The sequence below is a fragment of the Kineococcus xinjiangensis genome, from assembly GCF_002934625.1.
GTDB lineage: Bacteria > Actinomycetota > Actinomycetes > Actinomycetales > Kineococcaceae > Kineococcus_A > Kineococcus_A xinjiangensis.
In genome coordinates this window covers 209,123-226,318 of record NZ_PTJD01000001.1, presented here as the reverse complement: position 1 = coordinate 226,318, position 17,196 = coordinate 209,123, and the positions used below count along the sequence as shown (strand labels likewise).

Below are 17,196 nucleotides of genomic sequence, written 5' to 3'. Positions count from 1 at the left end.
AGCCGGGGGTGGAGATGGACGCAGCAGCCAGGTCGCAAGAGGCCACGCCGACGGGCGCAGCGACCGACGCCGACCTGACGGTGGTGCAGGACGCACCGGCTCCGGTGGAGGAGGTGCAGCCGGCGGGTCGGCCCCGGGCCAACGCCCGGTTCGCCACCCGGGCCGGCCGGGGCACCCCCACGCCCGAGCAGGAGGCGGCCGAGGCCGCCCTGCGCGCGATGTGGGAGGAGTTCAAGGCGACGGGCAACGCGGCCCTGCGCGAGCGGCTGATCCTGCACTACTCCCCGCTGGTCAAGTACGTCGCGGGCCGGGTCGGCGTGGGACTGCCGCCGAACATCGAGCAGGCCGACCTCGTGTCCTACGGGATCTTCGGCCTCATCGACGCGATCGAGAAGTTCGACATCGAGCGTGCGATCAAGTTCGAGACGTACGCCATCTCCCGCATCCGCGGCGCGATCATCGACGAGCTGCGCGCCATCGACTGGATCCCCCGTTCGGTGCGCAGCAAGGCCCGCGAGGTGGAGCGGGCCTACGCCACGCTCGAGGCCGAGCTGCACCGCACGCCGACGGAGGTGGAGGTCGCCGAGCGCCTCGGGATCCCCCTCGGCGACCTGCACGCGATCTTCAGCCAGGTGTCCTACGTCAACGTGGTGGCCCTCGACGAGCTGCTCACCGTCTCCGGGGAGAAGGGCGACAAGCTCTCCCTGGTGGACACCCTCGAGGACACCAAGGCCGAGGACCCGGTGGCGGCCTTCGAGTCGGAGGAGACGAAGTTCATCCTCGCGCGGGCCATCAACCAGCTGCCCGAGCGGGAGAAGATCGTCGTCACCCTCTACTACTACGAGGGCCTCACCCTCGCGGAGATCGGCCGCGTCCTCGGGGTGACGGAGTCGCGCATCTGCCAGATGCACACCAAGGCCGTGCTGCAGCTGCGCGGCAAGCTCAGCGACGCCAGCTGACCCACCGGCCGGCCTGCCCGCCGGTCGATCCCCGCGGGGCCCGGGCTCAGCCCGGGCGGCCCAGCGGGAGCAGCACCGGCGGGGCGGGCGGGCGCAGCAGGGCGAGGGGATCGACGTACTGCTCCCCCCGCCGGGCCCCCCAGTGCAGGCAGCCCTCGGCCGGGCAGTGTGCGGGGGAGTCGGCGAGCACGCCCACGACGGCCCCGGCGCGCACCGGCGTCCCGGCGCCGACGGCGGGGACCACGGGCTCGTACGTCGTGCGCAGCCCGTCGGCGTGGGCCACGACCACGACGCCGCGCCCGGCGACCGCCCCCGCGAAGGTCACGGTGCCCGCACCCGCCGTGAGCACCTCCTGCCCCCGCGACGCCGACAGGTCGACCCCGCGGTGGCCGGGCGCGTACGGGGAGGCCAGGACGTCGAAGCCGCGCAGGACCCGCGGAGCCGGCGCCAGCGGCCAGTCGTAGGCGGTGGCGGCTCCCGCCGGGGCGTCCACCGGGGCGGGCTGCGCGGTGGCGGTCCCGGCCGGGGCGGCCGCCGCGACCGTGTCGGGCGCGGGGCCGGCAGCGGGCGCGCCGGCGGTCCAGGGCGAGGCGAGGGCGGCGACGGTGAGGGCGGCGGTCGCGGCACCGGCGAGGAGGGTGGCGCTGGGGGCGGCGGGCACGGCGGCAGGCTGCCGCGCCACCGGGTGCGGCGGGACCGCCGCTGCCGCCGCTGGGGACGGCGGCGGGCCGGCGGACCCTGTGGACGCCGCGCCGCAGAGGCTCAGTGCGTGCGCAGCCGCTGCAGCCGCTCCACGGCCTCGGAGAGCACCGCGTCCCGCTTGCAGAAGGTGAAGCGGACCAGCGGGCGCACCTCGGCGGCCGCCTCCCCGCCCGGGGTGCAGAACGCCGACACCGGCACGCCCACGACCCCGGCGAGCTCGGGCAGCCGCCGGCAGAGCTGCGTGCCGTCGTCGAAGCCGAGCGGGCGCGGGTCCGCCACGACGAAGTAGCTGCCCGCGGGGACCCGGACCTCGAACCCTGCGGCGCGCAGCCCCTCGCACAGCAGGTCCCGGCGGCGCTGGTGGTCGCCCGCGAGTTCCGCGAAGAAGGCGTCGGGCAGCGCCAGGGCCCGCGCCACCGCGGGCTGGAACGGCGCCCCACCGGAGAAGGTGACGAACTGCTTGACCGTCCGCACGGCCGTGACCAGGTCCGCCGGCCCCGTCAGCCAGCCGACCTTCCAGCCCGTCACCGAGAAGGTCTTGCCCGCCGAGGAGACGGTCAGGGTGCGTTCGGCCATGCCGGGCAGCGTCGCGATCGGCAGGTGCCGCAGCCCGTCGTACACCAGGTGCTCGTAGACCTCGTCGGTGACGACGACCACGTCGTGCGCGGCGGCCAGCTCCGCCACCACGGCCAGCTCGGCGGCGGTGAGGACCGCGCCGGTGGGGTTGTGGGGGGTGTTGAGCAGCAGCAGCCGCGTCCGCTCGGAGAAGGCGGCGCGCAGCGCGTCGGCGTCGACGGTGAAGCCGGTGGCGGTGGCCCGCAGCGGCACGCTGCGCTGGACCCCGCCGGCCAGCGCGATCGCCGCGGCGTAGGCGTCGTAGGCCGGCTCCAGCACGATGACCTCGTCACCGGGCTCGCACAGCGCCAGCACGCTCGCGGCGACCGCCTCGGTGGCCCCGGTGGTGACGAGGACCTCGGTGGCCGGGTCCACGGCGAGGCCGTGGAAACGGTGCTGGTGCTCGGCGACGGCGGCCAGCAGCTCCGGCTCGCCGGAGCCCGGCGGGTACTGGTTGCGCCCGGCCCGGATCGCATCGACGGCGTCCTCCAGCAGCGAGGAGGGGCCGTCGGAGTCGGGGAAGCCCTGCCCGAGGTTGAGCGAGCCGGTGCGCGCCGCCAGCGCGGACATCTCGGCGAAGATCGTGGGCCCGAAGCCCTGCATCCGCCGCACCCCGCGGCGGGCACCGGCAGGGGCGGCGGAGGGACGGTCCGGGCCGGTGTGGAGGGGGCTGCTCACGGCCCGTAGGATACGGCTGCGCCCGGTCTGTGCCGGGCGACTTCGCGTCCCCGCTCACCGGGCCCGCGGACGGTGGCCCCGGTGGCCGCCGCGCCGGGAGCCTCGGGGCGCGTCCCCGGTCCACGGCACCCGCTCGCGCGGGTGGTCGCGGTGGGGCGCGCCGCGGGGGCCAGGGCGGCGGCCGACCGGCCGTCCGCGACAACCGAACCCGGCTCCGGCCGGGCACCAGGAGGACACCCATGGCCGTCGTGACGATGCGCCAGCTGCTCGAGTCGGGCGTGCACTTCGGGCACCAGACCCGCCGCTGGAACCCCAAGATGAAGCGCTTCCTCTTCACGGAGCGCAACGGCATCTACATCATCGACCTGCAGCAGTCGCTGTCGTTCATCGACCGCGCCTACGAGTTCGTGAAGGACACCGTCGCCCACGGCGGCTCCGTGCTCTTCATCGGGACGAAGAAGCAGGCGCAGGAGTCGATCGCGGAGCAGGCCCGTCGCGTCGGGATGCCCTACATCAACCAGCGCTGGCTCGGCGGCATGCTGACCAACTTCCAGACCGTCTCCAAGCGCCTGCAGCGCCTGCGCGAGCTGGAGGAGATGGACTTCGACGACGTCGCCGGCTCCGGCATGACGAAGAAGGAGCTGCTCGTCCTCCGCCGCGAGTACGAGAAGCTGGACAAGACCCTCGGCGGCATCCGCGACATGTCGAAGGTCCCCAGCGCCGTGTGGATCGTCGACACCAACAAGGAGCACCTGGCGGTCGACGAGGCGCGCAAGCTGCGCATCCCGATCGTCGCGATCGTCGACTCCAACTGCGACCCCGACGTCGTGGACTACCGCATCCCCGGCAACGACGACGCGATCCGCGCCATCAACCTGCTGACCCGCGTCATCGCCGACGCCGTCGCCGAGGGGCTCCAGGTCCGCCACGGCGGCGGCGACGCCTCCGGCGAGGAGCCGTTGGCGTCCTGGGAGCAGGAGCTGCTCGACAACCCGGCTCCCGGCGGCGTGCAGTCCGGCGCCGGCGAGGGCGCGACCGCCGACGCCGCGCAGGCGCCCGAGGTCCACGAGGCCGAGGTCGCCAGCGGCAGCACCGCGCCGGCCGAGGAGCTCGCCACCGGCGACGCGGCCGCCGCTGCGCAGTCGACCGACCAGGCCTGACCCCCCCCCGCCCCCGCGCCGGGCCGTCCGCACCCGCGGACGGCCCGGCGCGGGGGCGTCAGCCCGTCCCGTGCACCCCGGCCGCCGACCGCTCCCGGCCGCCGGACGGGGGAGCACCGGCCGCGCCGTGCCGCGCGGCCACACACCCGTGACGCACGAGGAGAGGACCGATATGGCCGCCTACACCGCCGCCGACGTCAAGTCGCTGCGCGAGAAGACCGGCGCAGGGATGCTCGACTGCAAGAACGCTCTCGTCGAGGCCGAGGGCGACTTCGACAAGGCCGTCGAGATCCTGCGCGTCAAGGGCCTCAAGGGCGTGACCAAGCGCGAGGGCCGCGACGCCTCCAACGGCCTCGTCGCCGCCCACGTCGGCGGTGGCGTCGGCGTGCTCGTCGAGGTCAACTGCGAGACCGACTTCGTCGCCAAGGGCGAGCGCTTCCAGGAGCTGGCGCAGCAGGTGCTGCAGCAGGCCGTGGACACGAAGTCCACCGACGCGGAGGCCCTGCTGGCCAGCGACGTCGGCGGCAAGACCGTCCAGGACGTGCTCGACGAGGCCAACGCCACCATCGGCGAGAAGATCGTCGTGCGTCGCGTCGCGCGCGTCGAGGGCCCCTTCGTGGCGTCCTACCTGCACCGCACCAGCGCCGACCTGCCGCCGCAGATCGGCGTGCTCGTGGCCCTGGACTCCGAGGCCACCGAGGCGGGCAAGGACGTCGCCATGCACGCCGCCGCCATGTCGCCGACGTACCTCAGCCGCGAGGACGTGCCCGCCGACGTCGTGGAGAAGGAGCGTCGCGTCGCCGAGGCCACCTCCCGCGAGGAGGGCAAGCCCGAGGCGGCCCTGCCGCGCATCGTCGAGGGCCGCGTCAACGGCTTCTTCAAGGACAACGTCCTGCTGGAGCAGGCGTTCGCCAAGGACCCGAAGCAGACCGTCGCCCAGGTCCTGAAGTCGGCCGGCGCCAACGCCACCGCGTTCGCGCGCTTCCGCGTCGGCGCCTGACCCAGCACCCCCCGGCTCCCCCCGTCGCGCTCCCGCCCGGAGCGCGGCGGGGGGAGCCGTCGCACGTGTGCCCGGAGCGGGCGGCGGTCGCGCTGCGCGCGGGCGGGTGAGCGCGGCGGGCGCCGGCGTGAGCCCCCGCACACCCCATCGGCGCAGCGGCGCGGCACCGGGGGGAGCCCGCAACCCTGCCGGTGCGGCAGACTGGGTGTGCCCGCGGCCGAGGACGCCCGCGGACCGTGGACCCCGGGGTGCCCCCTCGCCCCGGCCGCGCAGCCCCGCGCCGGCCCGTCCACACCACAGCAGCCGGCCACCGCGCCGCCCGACGAGCAGGAGCATGCGTGCCCGAGACCACCGTGACCGTCGACCTCGACGCAGGGACCGTGGAACCGGCACCTACCTACCGCCGCGTCCTGCTGAAGCTGTCGGGGGAGATGTTCGGCGCGGGCCGGGTCGGCGTGGACCCCGACGTCGTCTCGCGCATCGCCCGGGAGATCGCCGTGCCCGTGCGGCAGGGCGTGCAGGTGGCGATCGTCGTGGGCGGCGGCAACTTCTTCCGCGGCGCGGAACTGTCCCAGCGCGGCATGGACCGCACCCGCGCCGACTACATGGGCATGCTCGGCACGGTCATGAACTGCCTCGCCCTGCAGGACTTCCTGGAGCAGGCGAAGGTCGACACGCGCGTGCAGACGGCCATCACGATGGGGCAGGTCGCGGAGCCGTACATCCCCCGCCGCGCCATCCGGCACATGGAGAAGGGCCGGGTCGTCATCTTCGGCGCCGGCGCCGGCATGCCGTACTTCTCCACGGACACCGTCGCCGCCCAGCGTGCGCTGGAGGTGCGCGCCGACGTGGTCCTCATGGCGAAGAACGGCGTGGACGGCGTCTACACCGGCGACCCGCGCACGGACGCGAGCGCCACGAAGATCGACGAGATCACCCACGCCGAGGCCATGAAGCGCGGGCTGCGGGTCGTGGACAACACCGCCTTCAGCCTCTGCGCCGAGAACCGCCTGCCCATGGTCGTCTTCGGCATGGACGGGCAGGGCAACGTGGCGGCCGCGCTGCGGGGTGAGAGGATCGGCACGCTGGTCACGCCCGGCTGACCCCCCGGGGCGGCGCGGGCGGTGAACTCGACGCTCGCGCGGTGGACGAAGGGACGACTGTGATCGACGACACCCTCCTCGAGGCAGAGGAGAAGATGGACAAGGCGGTCGAGGTCGCGAAGGAGGACTTCGCTGGCATCCGCACCGGCCGGGCGAACGCCGCGATGTTCCACAAGATCCTCGTCGACTACTACGGCGCCCCGACGCCGCTGCAGCAGCTGGCCTCGTTCCAGATCCCCGAGGCCCGCTCCGTCCTCATCGCACCGTTCGACCGCGGCGCGATGGGCGAGATCGAGAAGGCGCTGCGCAACTCCGACCTCGGGGTGAACCCGAGCAACGACGGCCAGGTCATCCGCATCGTCCTGCCCCAGCTCACCGAGGAGCGGCGCAAGGACTACATCAAGCTCGCCCGCAACAAGGCCGAGGACGCCCGCGTCTCCATCCGCAACATCCGCCGCCGGGCGAAGGAGGAGCTCGACCGCATCGTCAAGGACGGCGAGGCGGGCGAGGACGAGGTGGCGCGTGCGGAGAAGGAGCTCGAGGCGAGCACCAAGAAGCACGTCGAGGCCATCGACGACCTGCTGAAGAACAAGGAAGCTGAGCTGCTGGCGGTGTGAGCGGCGCAGTCCCGCCGGCTCCGGCCGGCAGCACGAGCGCGCCCGGGGGCAGGCGGCGCCCCCGGGCGGGACGCAACCTGCCGGTGGCCAGCGGGGTCGGGATCGGCCTCATCGCCCTGGTGGTGGCCTGCCTCGTCATCCGCAAGGAGGCCTTCGTCGTCCTGGCGACCGTGGCGGTCGTGCTGGCCGTGCGCGAGATGGCCGTCGCCTTCCGCGCCCGCCACCTCGACGTGCCGGTCGTCCCGCTCGTGGCGGGGGCGGTGGCCATCGTCCCCGCGGCGTACGTGGGCGGGCCGGAGAGCCTCTTCGTCTCCTACGCGCTGACCGTCGCGGCGGTGCTGCTGTGGCGGCTGACCGGGCACACCTCGCCGGAGCCGGGGGTGGCGCGGGTCCTGCCGGTCGCCGACGTGGCGGGCGCGGTGTTCATCACCACCTACGCCCCGTTCCTCGCGGGCTTCGCCATGCTGATGCTGGCGGAGCCGGACGGGCCGTGGCGGATCCTCGTCTTCATCCTGTGCGCGGTGGCCAGCGACATCGGGGGCTTCGTCGCCGGGGTCCTCTTCGGCAGGCACCCCATGGCGCCCTCCGTCAGCCCGAAGAAGTCCTGGGAGGGGATGGCGGGCTCCGTCGTGCTGGGTGCGGTGACCGGGGCGGTTGCGGTGCCGCTCGCCCTGCACGGGTCGTGGTGGGTCGGCGCCCTCCTCGGCGTCGCGGCGGTGCTGAGCGCCACGGTGGGCGACCTGTCGGAGTCGCTGCTGAAGCGGGACCTGGGCATCAAGGACATGAGCAACCTCATCCCCGAGCACGGCGGAATCATGGACCGCCTCGACTCGTTGCTGCCCACGGCACCCGTCATCTACCTGGTGCTCCACCTCGCCGTCCCCACCTGAGCCGTCCGCGCGCGCAGCGCGGGCGACGGCTGCCCGGGGGCGTCCCCGCGTGCGACCATGGAGGCACGATGGCTGCCCAGATCCCCGCTCCCGCCGTGCCCGCGACCGATGTGCCCGCGCCCGACCGCGACCAGCGCCCGCCCCTGCCGCTCGCCCCCGCGGGCCCCGGCAAGCTGGTGATGTCCGCCCCGCGCAGGGGCAAGCCGCCGCGGCACTTCAGCGACCTCGAGCCCGCCGAGCGGCGCGCCGCGGTCGAGGAGCTCGGTGAGAAGCCGTTCCGCGCGAAGCAGCTCGCCATGCACTGGTTCGAGCGGCTCGAGGACGACCCCGAGGCGATGACCGACCTGCCCGCCGCCAGCAGGCAGCGCCTCACCGACGGGCTGCTGCCGCGACTGCTGACGCCCGTGCGGACCCAGGAGTGCGACGGCGGCACGACGGTGAAGACGCTGTGGCGGCTCTTCGACGGGGCCCTGGTGGAGTCGGTGCTCATGCGCTACCCCGGCCGGGCCACCGTGTGCATCTCCAGCCAGGCCGGCTGCGGGATGAACTGCCCGTTCTGCGCCACCGGCCAGGCGGGGCTGACCCGCAACATGTCCACCGCGGAGATCGTCGAGCAGGTGCTCGCCGCGGCCCGCGCCCTGCACCGCGGCGAGATCGCCGGCGGGCCGGGCCGGGTCAACAACGTCGTCTTCATGGGCATGGGCGAGGCCCTGGCCAACTACAAGGCCGCCGTCGCGGCGATCCGCCGCCTCACGCAGCCGGCGCCCGACGGTCTCGGCATCTCCGCGCGCGGCGTGACGATGTCGACGGTCGGGCTGGTCCCCGCCATCGACAAGCTCGCCGGCGAGGGCGTCCCCGTGACGCTGGCGCTGAGCCTGCACGCCCCCGACGACGAGCTGCGCGACGAGCTGGTCCCGATCAACACCCGGTGGAAGGTCGGCGAGGCGCTCGACGCCGCCCGCCGCTACTTCGACGCCACGGGCCGCCGGGTCAGCATCGAGTACGCCCTCATCCGCGACATCAACGACCAGGCGTGGCGCGCGGACCGCCTCGGCAAGCTGCTCAACGCCCGGGGCCGCGGGTGGGTCCACGTCAACCCGATCCCGCTGAACCCGACGCCGGGGTCGAAGTGGACGGCCAGCGACCCGGCCGTGGAGCGGGCCTTCGTCGCGGCGCTGGAGGCGCGCGGCATCCCGACGACCGTGCGCGACACCCGCGGCAGCGAGATCGACGGGGCGTGCGGCCAGCTCGCCGCCACGGGTGAGGACGAGCCGGGCGTCTCGCCCGCCGTCGCACCCGCCTGACGGCGCCGACGTGGACGACCGGCTGCGGCGGGCCCTGCACGCCGCACCCCACCGCACCTCGCGGTTGCGCCGCGGTTACGCCGTGGCGGAGGTGGACGACTTCCTCGAGCGGGTGCGGCGCGGCTGTGCCGGGCCCGCGCCCCAGGTCGCGCCGCAGCACGTCCGCTCGGCCGGCTTCCGCTTCGCCCTCGGCGGCTACGACATCAGCGCGACCGACGCCGTTCTGGCGGGCATCGAGGACGCCCTCGCCGCGCAGGCCGCCGGCCGTGCGCTGGCCGGCCCCCGGCGGCAGGTGTGGAGCGAGCAGGTCTCCGCGGTGATGGCGGCCGTGCGGGGACGCCTGGCAGGCCCGGGGGGCGACCGGTTCCCCCGCGGGAGGTGGCTGGAGCGGACCTACGACCGTTCCGACGTGGACCAGCTGTGCCGGCTGGTCGCGGACCACCTCGCGGGGCGGGGCAGGCTGCGCCCCGCCGACGTGCGCTCTGCGCTGTTCCGCCCCCGCCGCGGCCGCCGCGGCTACCGCGAGGTGCCGGTGGACGCCTTCTTCGACCGGGTCGTGGAGCTCATCGCGGCCCTGGACGAGGCCGCCCGCACCCGCGGCGGCTGAGGGCCGCTCCGGCGGGCCGCGGCCCTCAGGCCCAGGGCGGCACGGACCCCAGCACCCGGTCGACGGTGAGCACGACGACGACGCGTTCGGGGTTGGGCCGCGGCACCCGGTAGCGGCGGGCGTAGCGCTCCTCCGCGTCGGCGACGTCGTCGGGGGCGGTGAGCACGTGCGTGCGGCCCTCCAGGGTCAGCCAGCGCCGCCCGTCCACCTGGCTGACGGCCGCGCGCCCCCCGGCGGCGGCGTGCGCGGCCTTGCGGGAGCGGCCGTTCGTGATCACCTGCACCAGCCCCGACCCCGCGTCGAAGGTGAAACCGACGGGCACCACGTGCGGGCTGCCGTCGCCGCGCAGCGTGGTCAGGGTCGCGAGGTGCCGCTCGGTGAGGAACTCCAGCGCGGCGGCTGGCAGGTCGGTGACGTCGTAGCCCACCGCCGCACCGTACCCGGGGCGCCCGCACGCCACCGGATCCTCGGTCACGGGACCCCGAACCGGCGAATCGGTGGCTTGACGGGTCCGAATCCGCGCTTCCCGTGTCCGCGCTGCCTGTGCTGGAGGAGTCCGCGGGGGCTAGGGTCGTGCGCGAGAAGGACGGGCCGAGGCGAAGGAGCACTCCCGTGAGCCAGCTGCGCGCACTGCGCAACATCATCGACGGTCAGGCGGTCGGGGCCCGGGACGGGCGCACCAGCGAGGTGCTGGACCCGGCCACCGGCCGGGCCTACGCCACCGCTCCGCTCTCCGGACCCGAGGACGTCGACGCCGCCTACTCCGCGGCCGCACGGGCGTTCGAGAGCTGGGGCGAGACGACCCCCGCGGAACGGCAGCGAGCCCTGCTGAAGCTGGCCGACCGCCTGGAGGAGCGCGCCGAGGACTTCATCGCCGCGGAGGTGGAGAACACCGGCAAGCCCGTCGCCCTGACCCGCTCCGAGGAGCTGCCGCCCTCGGTGGACCAGCTGCGGTTCTTCGCCGGCGCCGCCCGGGTGCTGGAGGGTCGCGCCGCGGGGGAGTACCTCGCCGGGCACACGTCCTTCGTGCGGCGCGAGCCGATCGGCGTCGTCGGGCAGGTCACGCCCTGGAACTACCCGCTGATGATGGCGGTCTGGAAGATCGGGCCGGCGCTGGCCGCGGGCAACACCGTCGTCCTCAAGCCCTCCGACACCACGCCCGCCTCGACGGTGCTGCTGGCCGAGCTGGCCCAGGAGGTCCTGCCGCCGGGCGTGCTCAACGTCGTCTGCGGCGACCGCGACACCGGCCGCGCCCTCGTCGAGCACGAGGTGCCCCAGCTGGTGGCCATCACCGGCTCCGTGCGCGCCGGGATGCAGGTGGCCGAGGCGGCCAGCCGCGACGTCAAGCGCGTCCACCTGGAGCTCGGCGGCAAGGCGCCCGTCGTGGTCTTCGACGACGCCGACCTGGAGGCCGCCGCCGAGGCCATCGCGGTCGCCGGGTACTTCAACGCCGGGCAGGACTGCACCGCCGCCACCCGCGTGCTGGCCGCCCCCCGCATCCACGACGACCTCGTCGCGGCCCTCGCGGAGCAGGCGAAGTCCACCAGGGTCGGCATGCCCGACGACGAGGACACCGCCGTCGGCCCCGTCAACAGCGAGCGCCAGCTCGCGCACGTCGGCGGCTTCGTCGACCGCCTGCCCGACCACGCGCAGCTCGTCACCGGCGGTTCCCGCCTCGGCGGCGACCTCGCCCCGGGCTACTTCTACGCACCCACCGTCGTGGCGGGGCTCCAGCCCGGCGACGAGGCGGTGCGCGACGAGATCTTCGGGCCCGTCATCACCGTCCAGCGCTTCGGCGACGAGGACGAGGCCGTGCGCTGGGCCAACGGCACCCGCTACGGGCTGGCCTCCAGCGTCTGGACGAAGGACTTCGGCCGCGCGATGCGGATGACCAAGCGCCTCCACTTCGGCTGCGTCTGGGTCAACACCCACATCCCGCTCGTCGCGGAGATGCCGCACGGCGGCTTCAAGCACTCCGGCTACGGCAAGGACCTGTCCGTGTACGGGCTGGAGGACTACACCCGCATCAAGCACGTCATGGCCAACATCGAGTCGTGAGAACGCGCCGAGCGGAGGAGCAGACGTGAGCAGCGCAGAGCGGGAGGCCGTCGTCGTCGGCGCCGTGCCGAAGGGCCTCTTCATCGGCGGGGACTGGCGCGAGAGCGGGGCGGGCGCCACGGTCGGCGTCGAGGACCCCGCCACGGGCCGGGAGCTGGCGCGGGTGGCCGACGCGACCGTCGCCGACGGCACCGCGGCCCTGGACGCGGCGGTGGCGGCGGCGCCGGCGTGGGCGGCGACCCCGCCGCGGGAGCGCGGGGAGATCCTGCGGCGGGCGTTCGAGCTGGTGACCGAGCGCAGCGAGGACCTCGCCCTCCTCATGACCCTGGAGATGGGCAAGCCGCTCGCGGAGGCCCGCGGCGAGGTGACCTACGGGGCGGAGTTCTTCCGCTGGTTCTCGGAGGAGGCGGTGCGCATCTCCGGCCGCTGGTCCGTCAACCCTGCGGGCGGCAGCCGCTTCCTCACGATGAAGCAGCCCGTCGGGCCCTGCCTCATGATCACACCGTGGAACTTCCCGCTGGCGATGGGGACCCGCAAGATCGGCCCGGCGGTGGCGGCGGGCTGCACGATGGTGGTCAAGCCCGCGACGCAGACGCCGCTGACCATGCTGGCGCTGGCGCAGATCCTCACGGAGTCGGGCCTGCCGCCCGGCGTCCTCAACGTGATCACCACCACCTCGACGGGGGAGGTGGTGGAGCCGCTCGTCCGCGACCCGCGCCTGCGCAAGCTCACCTTCACCGGCTCCACGCCCGTGGGCCGCACGCTCGTGGAGCAGTCCGCCCAGCAGCTGCTGCGGCTGTCGATGGAGCTCGGCGGCAACGCGCCGTTCCTCGTCTTCGACGACGCCGACCTCGACGCGGCCCTCGACGGCGCGATGCTCGCCAAGATGCGCAACATCGGCGAGGCGTGCACCGCCGCCAACCGCTTCTACGTCCAGCGCGGCATCGCCGAGGACTTCGCCCGCGGCCTCGCCGAGCGGATGGGTGCGCTGCGGCTGGGGCGCGGCACCGAGGACGGGGTGCAGGTCGGCCCCCTCATCGACGCCCGGGCCCGGGAGGGCGTCGCGCAGCGGGTCGAGGAGGCCGTCGGCGCCGGGGCGCGGGTGCTCACCGGCGGTGGGCCGGTGGGCGAGGAGGGCTGGTTCTTCGCCCCCACGGTGCTCGACCGGGTGCCCGGGGACTCCCGCCTGCTCACCGAGGAGACGTTCGGGCCCGTCGCGCCGGTGGTCGCCTTCGAGACGGAGGAGGAGGCTCTGCGCCTGGCCAACGACACCGAGTACGGCCTCGTGGCCTACGCCTACACGCAGGGCCTCGACCGCGCGCTGCGGGTGGCCGAGGGCCTGGAGACGGGCATGGTGGGCCTCAACCAGGGCGTGGTCTCCAACGCGGCCGCCCCCTTCGGCGGGGTCAAGGCCAGCGGTTTCGGCCGCGAGGGGGGCTTCGAGGGCATCGAGGAGTACCTGTCCACCAAGTACGTCGGGATCGCCCGGTCCTGACCGCGCCCCGTCCCCGTCCCGGGTGCCGCCCCGGGGCGGGGACGTCCGGCCGGGCCCCGCCCAGCAAGGTCAGCGGCCGGCGGGGTCAGCGGCCGGCGCTGGCGTGCAGGGCTCGCACCGAGTCGTCGAAGCGGGGCCCGTACATCACCTGGTCGGCGCCCTCGTAGCTGAAGCTGACGACCGACGTCACGGTGCCGGTGCGGCCGTCGAAGCGGGACAGCCACGGCCCGCCGCTGGAGCCACCGGTCATGAAGCAGTTGACGCCCTCGACGGTGCTGCCCGGCACCGTGTTCGCGAAGCGCATGCCGCGGCAGTGCTGCAGGCGTGCGCCGTCGAAGGGCGGGGCGGCGGGATAGCCGAACACAGCCACCCGCTGCCCGGGCGGGGTGTCGAAGGCGATGGGCAGCGCACCGACGACGTCGGCCAGCCGCTTGCCGTCCGCGCGCGGGGCGACCACCGCGAAGCCCACGTCGTGGTTCGCGGCCTCGGTGGTGCCCTGCGCACCGTCGCGCCACTGCGGCGCGGGGGCCAGCACCGTCACCGGCCACACGCCGTGCGGCTGCTCTCCGTCGGCGTAGCCGGGCACGAAGACGACCTCGGTGGAGTCCGCCGGCGTGCGGTCGGCCCGCTGCTCGGTGAGGCAGTGACCGGCCGTCACGACGGTGCTGCGGTTCGCGCTGGCGACGCTGCTGCCGGAGCAGACGTAGCTCTCGCCGTCGCGCACAAAGAAGATCCGCCCGGTGGCCGTGGCGACGGCCCCGCCCTGCGACCACCGCACGCCCACCGGCTCGGCGGTCGGTGCCGCGACGCGCTGGCCGCGGGCGAGCTCGTCGGAGGCCGCGACGGCCGCGGTCCGCCGCCCCGGGGCCAGGCGCGCGACCGAGGGGGCGGCGCCGGCCGGGGCGCGCACCCCGCGCACGGCCGGGCGCGCGACGTCGGCCGGAACCGCCGCGCGCATCCGCTCCGGCGTCCAGTGGTCGGTGGCCCGCTGCTGCTCGGCCGCGGTGCCCGCCGCGGAGAGCAGCGCGCCGGCCGCGCCGCGGTCGGCTCCCACCTGCTCGGCGCTCGCCGGGGCGGCCGTGAGGACGAGGGCGGTGGCGCTGCTCAGCAGGCCCGCGGCCAGCGCGGCCAGCGGGGTGCGGGTGGGTGCGGGCATCCTGCTCGTCCTTCCGTCGTGCGGCGGCGCGGGAGTGCGGCGGTTGCAGGGCGGAGCCCGGTGGCCGTCAGCGTCGCGGGTGCTGCGGAGAGTCACCTCATCATGGCGGGTGGGTTCCCGTCACCCCCGGTCACCCCGGGTGGTCCCGGCGGCGGGCACGGCACCTGCGCGCAGCCTCCACGCCGGTGCGGCGCCGGGGGGTGCGCCGGGAGGCGAGAATGGGGTGGTGAGCCCCTCTTCCCCCGCGGCCGACGCCCAGCCGGCCGAGCCCTCGCGACCGGCCGGCCGGCAGCGGAGGGTCGTCCTGCTCGGCAGCACCGGCTCCATCGGCACCCAGGCGCTGGACGTCGTCGAGGCGGACCCCCACCGCTTCCGCGTCGTGGCGCTGGCGGCCGGGGGCGCCGATGTCGCCACCCTCGCGCGCCAGGCCGTGCGCCACGACGTCGAGGTGGTGGCCGTGGCGCGGCGGGAGTCCGCCGGGCCGCTGCGCGAGGCGCTGGCCGAGGAGGCGCGGCGGGCCGGGCGCCCCGGCAGCGCGCCCCGGATCGTCGCCGGGCCCGAGGCCGCCGCGGAGGTGGCCGGTCACCCGTGCGACGTCGTCCTCAACGGCATGACGGGCAGCGTGGGCCTGCAGCCGACGCTCGCCGCGCTCGCCGCGGGCAGCACCCTGGCCCTGGCCAACAAGGAGTCCCTGGTGGCCGGCGGGGAGCTCGTCTCCCGCGCCGCGGCGCCGGGGCAGATCGTGCCCGTGGACTCGGAGCACTCCGCGCTGGCGCAGTGCCTGCGCGCGGGCCGCGCCGAGGAGGTCGCCCGCCTGGTGCTCACGGCCAGCGGCGGCCCGTTCCGCGGCCGCCGGCGCGAGGAGCTCGCCGACGTCACCCCGGCGCAGGCCCTCGCCCACCCCACGTGGTCCATGGGGCCGGTGGTCACCTGCAACTCCGCGACCCTCGTCAACAAGGGGCTGGAGCTGATCGAGGCGCACCTCCTCTTCGCCGTCGAGGTGGACCGCATCGCCGTCGTCGTCCACCCGCAGTCCGTCGTGCACTCGATGGTGGAGTTCACCGACGGCTCCACGATCGCCCAGTGCTCCCCGCCGGACATGCGCCTGCCCATCGCCCTCGGGCTGGCCTGGCCGGAGCGGGTGCCCGCCGCCGCGCCGGCCTGCGACTGGACCCGCGCCACCAGCTGGCACTTCGAGCCCCTCGACGACGAGGCGTTCCCCGCGGTGTCCCTCGCCGCCGAGTGCGCCCGCCGCGGCGGGGGCGCGCCGGCCGTCTACAACGCGGCCAACGAGGAGTGCGTCGACGCCTTCCTCTCCGGGGCCCTGTCCTTCTGCGGGATCGTGGACACCGTGACCCGCGTCGTCGCCGAGCACGACCCCGCGGGCGCCCCCCGCGACGTCGGCGAGGTGCTGGCGCTGGAGGGGTGGGCGCGCCGCCGCACCCGGGAGCTGACCGCCGCGGTGGGGGTGTCGCGGTGAGCGCGCTGCTCGTCCTCATCGGGGTGCTCGTCGCCGCGGTCGGGGTCGGCGTCTCCATCGCACTGCACGAGGTGGGCCACCTGGTGCCCGCCAAGCGCTTCGGCGTGAAGGTGACGCAGTACATGGTCGGCTTCGGCCCGACGCTGTGGTCCCGGCACCGCGGCGAGACCGAGTACGGCGTCAAGGCCATCCCCCTGGGCGGCTACATCCGCATGATCGGGATGTTCGCCCCGCGGGCCGGTGACGCACCCGGGACCCTGCGCGCGACGTCCACGGGCCGCTTCGGGCTGATGGTCGAGGACGCCCGCCGCCAGAGCCTGGAGGAGATCGAGCCGGGGGAGGAGCACCGGGCGTTCTACCGCCTCAGCGTCCCCAAGCGGCTCGCGATCATGTTCGGCGGCCCGTTCGTGAACCTCGTGCTGGCGTTCGTGCTGCTCGCCGTGGCGCTGGTGGGGATCGGCACCCCGCAGAGCACCCCCCCTGGTGTCGTCGGTGTCGCAGTGCGTGCTGCCCGCCACCGCGGCGGCCGACCGCGACTGCGCTCCCGGGGACCCGGTCGCGCCGGGCGCCGAGGCCGGGCTGCTGCCCGGGGACCGCATCCTCCAGGTCGACGGCCGTCCCGTCGCCGGCTGGCAGCAGGTGACCGCCGTCATCCGCGCCTCCGGGGGCGAGCCCCTGGAGCTGCTGGTGCAGCGCGACGGAAGGCGGGTGCCGCTGAGCGCGACGCCGGTGCTCACCGAGCGCCCCGTCTACGACGAGCGGGGCATGCCGACGGGGGAGACGCGCCGGGTGGGCTTCCTCGGCGTCAGCCCGAGCCTGGAGCTGGTGCGCGAGCCGCTGTCCGCCGTGCCCGCGCTCGTCTGGGACCAGACGGTCGCCGTCGCGGGCATCGTCATCAACCTGCCGCAGCGCCTCTACGGGGTCGCGGAGGCGGCCTTCGGCACGGCCGAGCGGGATCCGAACGGGCCGATCGGCGTGGTGGGCATCGGGCGGGTCGCGGGCGAGCTCAACCAGCTCCCGCCGCTGGTGGCCTCCGACGCGCTCGCCGAGCGGGCCTCTCGGCTCCTCATGCTGCTGGCGTCGCTGAACGTGGCGCTGTTCGTGTTCAACATGATCCCGCTGCTGCCCTTCGACGGCGGGCACATCGCCGGCGCGCTGTGGGAGGCCGTCAAGCGCGGTGTGGCCCGGCTGCTGCGCCGGCCCGACCCGGGGCCGGTGGACGTGGCCAAGGCGCTGCCCGTGGCGTACGCCGTCTCCGTGCTGCTGATCGGGATGTCGTTGCTGCTGCTCTACGCCGACATCGTCCGGCCGGTGCGCATCAGCGGCTGAACCGGCCGGTGCGCATCCGGTGAACGTCCGGGACGGGCCGCGC

16 protein-coding genes and 1 pseudogene are annotated in these 17,196 nt (G+C 75.2%); 13 read left to right on the top strand and 4 right to left on the bottom strand.

The annotated features are described in order from the left end of the window. Positions 1–14: 14 nt before the first annotated feature. Positions 15–959: an RNA polymerase sigma factor WhiG gene (whiG, locus tag CLV92_RS01045; RefSeq protein WP_104431253.1), complete on the top strand. Its 945-nt coding sequence runs from the start codon at positions 15–17 to the stop codon at positions 957–959. 46 nt (positions 960–1,005) lie between these two features. Here the strand turns inward: whiG and CLV92_RS22710 are convergent, their stop codons facing one another. Together CLV92_RS22710 and CLV92_RS01035 are read right to left on the bottom strand one after the other, a co-directional pair. Beyond that, positions 1,006–1,620, bottom strand: coding sequence for a M23 family metallopeptidase (locus CLV92_RS22710; protein WP_211290747.1), 615 nt, complete (start codon positions 1,618–1,620; stop codon positions 1,006–1,008). A 101-nt stretch (positions 1,621–1,721) separates the two neighbouring features. Further along, a complete protein-coding gene (locus CLV92_RS01035; RefSeq protein WP_104430916.1) occupies positions 1,722–2,879 on the bottom strand; it encodes a pyridoxal phosphate-dependent aminotransferase in 1,158 nt (385 codons plus the stop codon). 314 nt (positions 2,880–3,193) lie between these two features. Between CLV92_RS01035 and rpsB the strand changes: the two genes are divergently transcribed. From rpsB to CLV92_RS01000, 7 genes are all read left to right on the top strand, one after another. Beyond that, complete coding sequence (gene rpsB, locus CLV92_RS01030) at positions 3,194–4,114, top strand: 30S ribosomal protein S2 (RefSeq protein WP_104430915.1); 921 nt, start codon at positions 3,194–3,196, stop codon at positions 4,112–4,114. A 172-nt stretch (positions 4,115–4,286) separates the two neighbouring features. Then, a complete protein-coding gene (gene tsf / locus CLV92_RS01025) occupies positions 4,287–5,114 on the top strand; it encodes a translation elongation factor Ts (protein WP_104430914.1) in 828 nt (275 codons plus the stop codon). A gap of 353 nt (positions 5,115–5,467) precedes the next feature. Then, positions 5,468–6,217, top strand: a complete 750-nt coding sequence (pyrH, locus tag CLV92_RS01020; protein WP_104431251.1) for a UMP kinase — start codon at positions 5,468–5,470, stop codon at positions 6,215–6,217. Between the two features lie 59 nt (positions 6,218–6,276). Then, positions 6,277–6,834: a ribosome recycling factor gene (gene frr, locus CLV92_RS01015; RefSeq protein WP_104430913.1), complete on the top strand. Its 558-nt coding sequence runs from the start codon at positions 6,277–6,279 to the stop codon at positions 6,832–6,834. An 83-nt stretch (positions 6,835–6,917) separates the two neighbouring features. Next, positions 6,918–7,724, top strand: a complete 807-nt coding sequence (locus CLV92_RS01010) for a phosphatidate cytidylyltransferase (protein ID WP_245886303.1) — start codon at positions 6,918–6,920, stop codon at positions 7,722–7,724. A 68-nt stretch (positions 7,725–7,792) separates the two neighbouring features. Next, positions 7,793–9,028 carry a dual-specificity RNA methyltransferase RlmN gene (gene rlmN, locus CLV92_RS01005; RefSeq protein WP_104430911.1) on the top strand — a complete coding sequence of 412 codons (1,236 nt, stop codon included), beginning with the start codon at positions 7,793–7,795 and terminating at the stop codon, positions 9,026–9,028. Positions 9,029–9,038: 10 nt separating this feature from the next. Next, a complete protein-coding gene (locus CLV92_RS01000) occupies positions 9,039–9,635 on the top strand; it encodes a DivIVA domain-containing protein (protein WP_104430910.1) in 597 nt (198 codons plus the stop codon). A 25-nt stretch (positions 9,636–9,660) separates the two neighbouring features. Here the strand turns inward: CLV92_RS01000 and CLV92_RS00995 are convergent, their stop codons facing one another. Then, a complete protein-coding gene (locus tag CLV92_RS00995; protein WP_104431250.1) occupies positions 9,661–10,062 on the bottom strand; it encodes a TIGR03618 family F420-dependent PPOX class oxidoreductase in 402 nt (133 codons plus the stop codon). Between the two features lie 194 nt (positions 10,063–10,256). Between CLV92_RS00995 and CLV92_RS00990 the strand changes: the two genes are divergently transcribed. Continuing rightward, complete coding sequence (locus tag CLV92_RS00990; RefSeq protein WP_211290803.1) at positions 10,257–11,693, top strand: gamma-aminobutyraldehyde dehydrogenase; 1,437 nt, start codon at positions 10,257–10,259, stop codon at positions 11,691–11,693. A 25-nt stretch (positions 11,694–11,718) separates the two neighbouring features. Then, positions 11,719–13,188 carry an NAD-dependent succinate-semialdehyde dehydrogenase gene (locus CLV92_RS00985; RefSeq protein ID WP_104430908.1) on the top strand — a complete coding sequence of 490 codons (1,470 nt, stop codon included), beginning with the start codon at positions 11,719–11,721 and terminating at the stop codon, positions 13,186–13,188. Positions 13,189–13,273: 85 nt separating this feature from the next. On the opposite strand, the gene CLV92_RS00980 is transcribed toward CLV92_RS00985, so the two are convergent. Then, entirely contained in the window at positions 13,274–14,344 is a 1,071-nt protein-coding gene (locus tag CLV92_RS00980) for a trypsin-like serine peptidase (RefSeq protein WP_104430907.1), read from the bottom strand. Between the two features lie 226 nt (positions 14,345–14,570). Between CLV92_RS00980 and dxr the strand changes: the two genes are divergently transcribed. The 3 genes and pseudogenes from dxr (at position 14,571) to CLV92_RS21840 (ending at position 17,153) form a co-directional block, all read left to right on the top strand. Beyond that, on the top strand, positions 14,571–15,824 hold the full coding sequence (gene dxr / locus CLV92_RS00975) for a 1-deoxy-D-xylulose-5-phosphate reductoisomerase (RefSeq protein ID WP_211290746.1): 1,254 nt from the start codon (positions 14,571–14,573) through the stop codon (positions 15,822–15,824). Continuing rightward, a pseudogene (locus CLV92_RS23025) lies at positions 15,770–16,225 on the top strand (site-2 protease family protein); the annotation flags it as partial. The gene dxr and the pseudogene CLV92_RS23025, both read left to right, overlap by 55 nt. Positions 16,226–16,316: 91 nt before the next feature. After that, a complete protein-coding gene (locus tag CLV92_RS21840; RefSeq protein WP_211290745.1) occupies positions 16,317–17,153 on the top strand; it encodes a M50 family metallopeptidase in 837 nt (278 codons plus the stop codon). The last annotated feature ends 43 nt before the right edge of the window (positions 17,154–17,196 follow it).

Excerpts from the sequence above, each read along its gene's own strand:
- whiG (WP_104431253.1), top strand. The coding sequence starts at position 15 with ATGGACGCAGCAGCCAGGTCGCAAGAGGCCACGCCGACGGGCGCAGCG.
- CLV92_RS01035 (WP_104430916.1), bottom strand. The coding sequence starts at position 2,879 with ATGCAGGGCTTCGGGCCCACGATCTTCGCCGAGATGTCCGCGCTGGCG.
- rpsB (WP_104430915.1), top strand. The coding sequence starts at position 3,194 with ATGGCCGTCGTGACGATGCGCCAGCTGCTCGAGTCGGGCGTGCACTTC.
- tsf (WP_104430914.1), top strand. The coding sequence starts at position 4,287 with ATGGCCGCCTACACCGCCGCCGACGTCAAGTCGCTGCGCGAGAAGACC.
- rlmN (WP_104430911.1), top strand. The coding sequence starts at position 7,793 with ATGGCTGCCCAGATCCCCGCTCCCGCCGTGCCCGCGACCGATGTGCCC.
- CLV92_RS00980 (WP_104430907.1), bottom strand. The coding sequence starts at position 14,344 with ATGCCCGCACCCACCCGCACCCCGCTGGCCGCGCTGGCCGCGGGCCTG.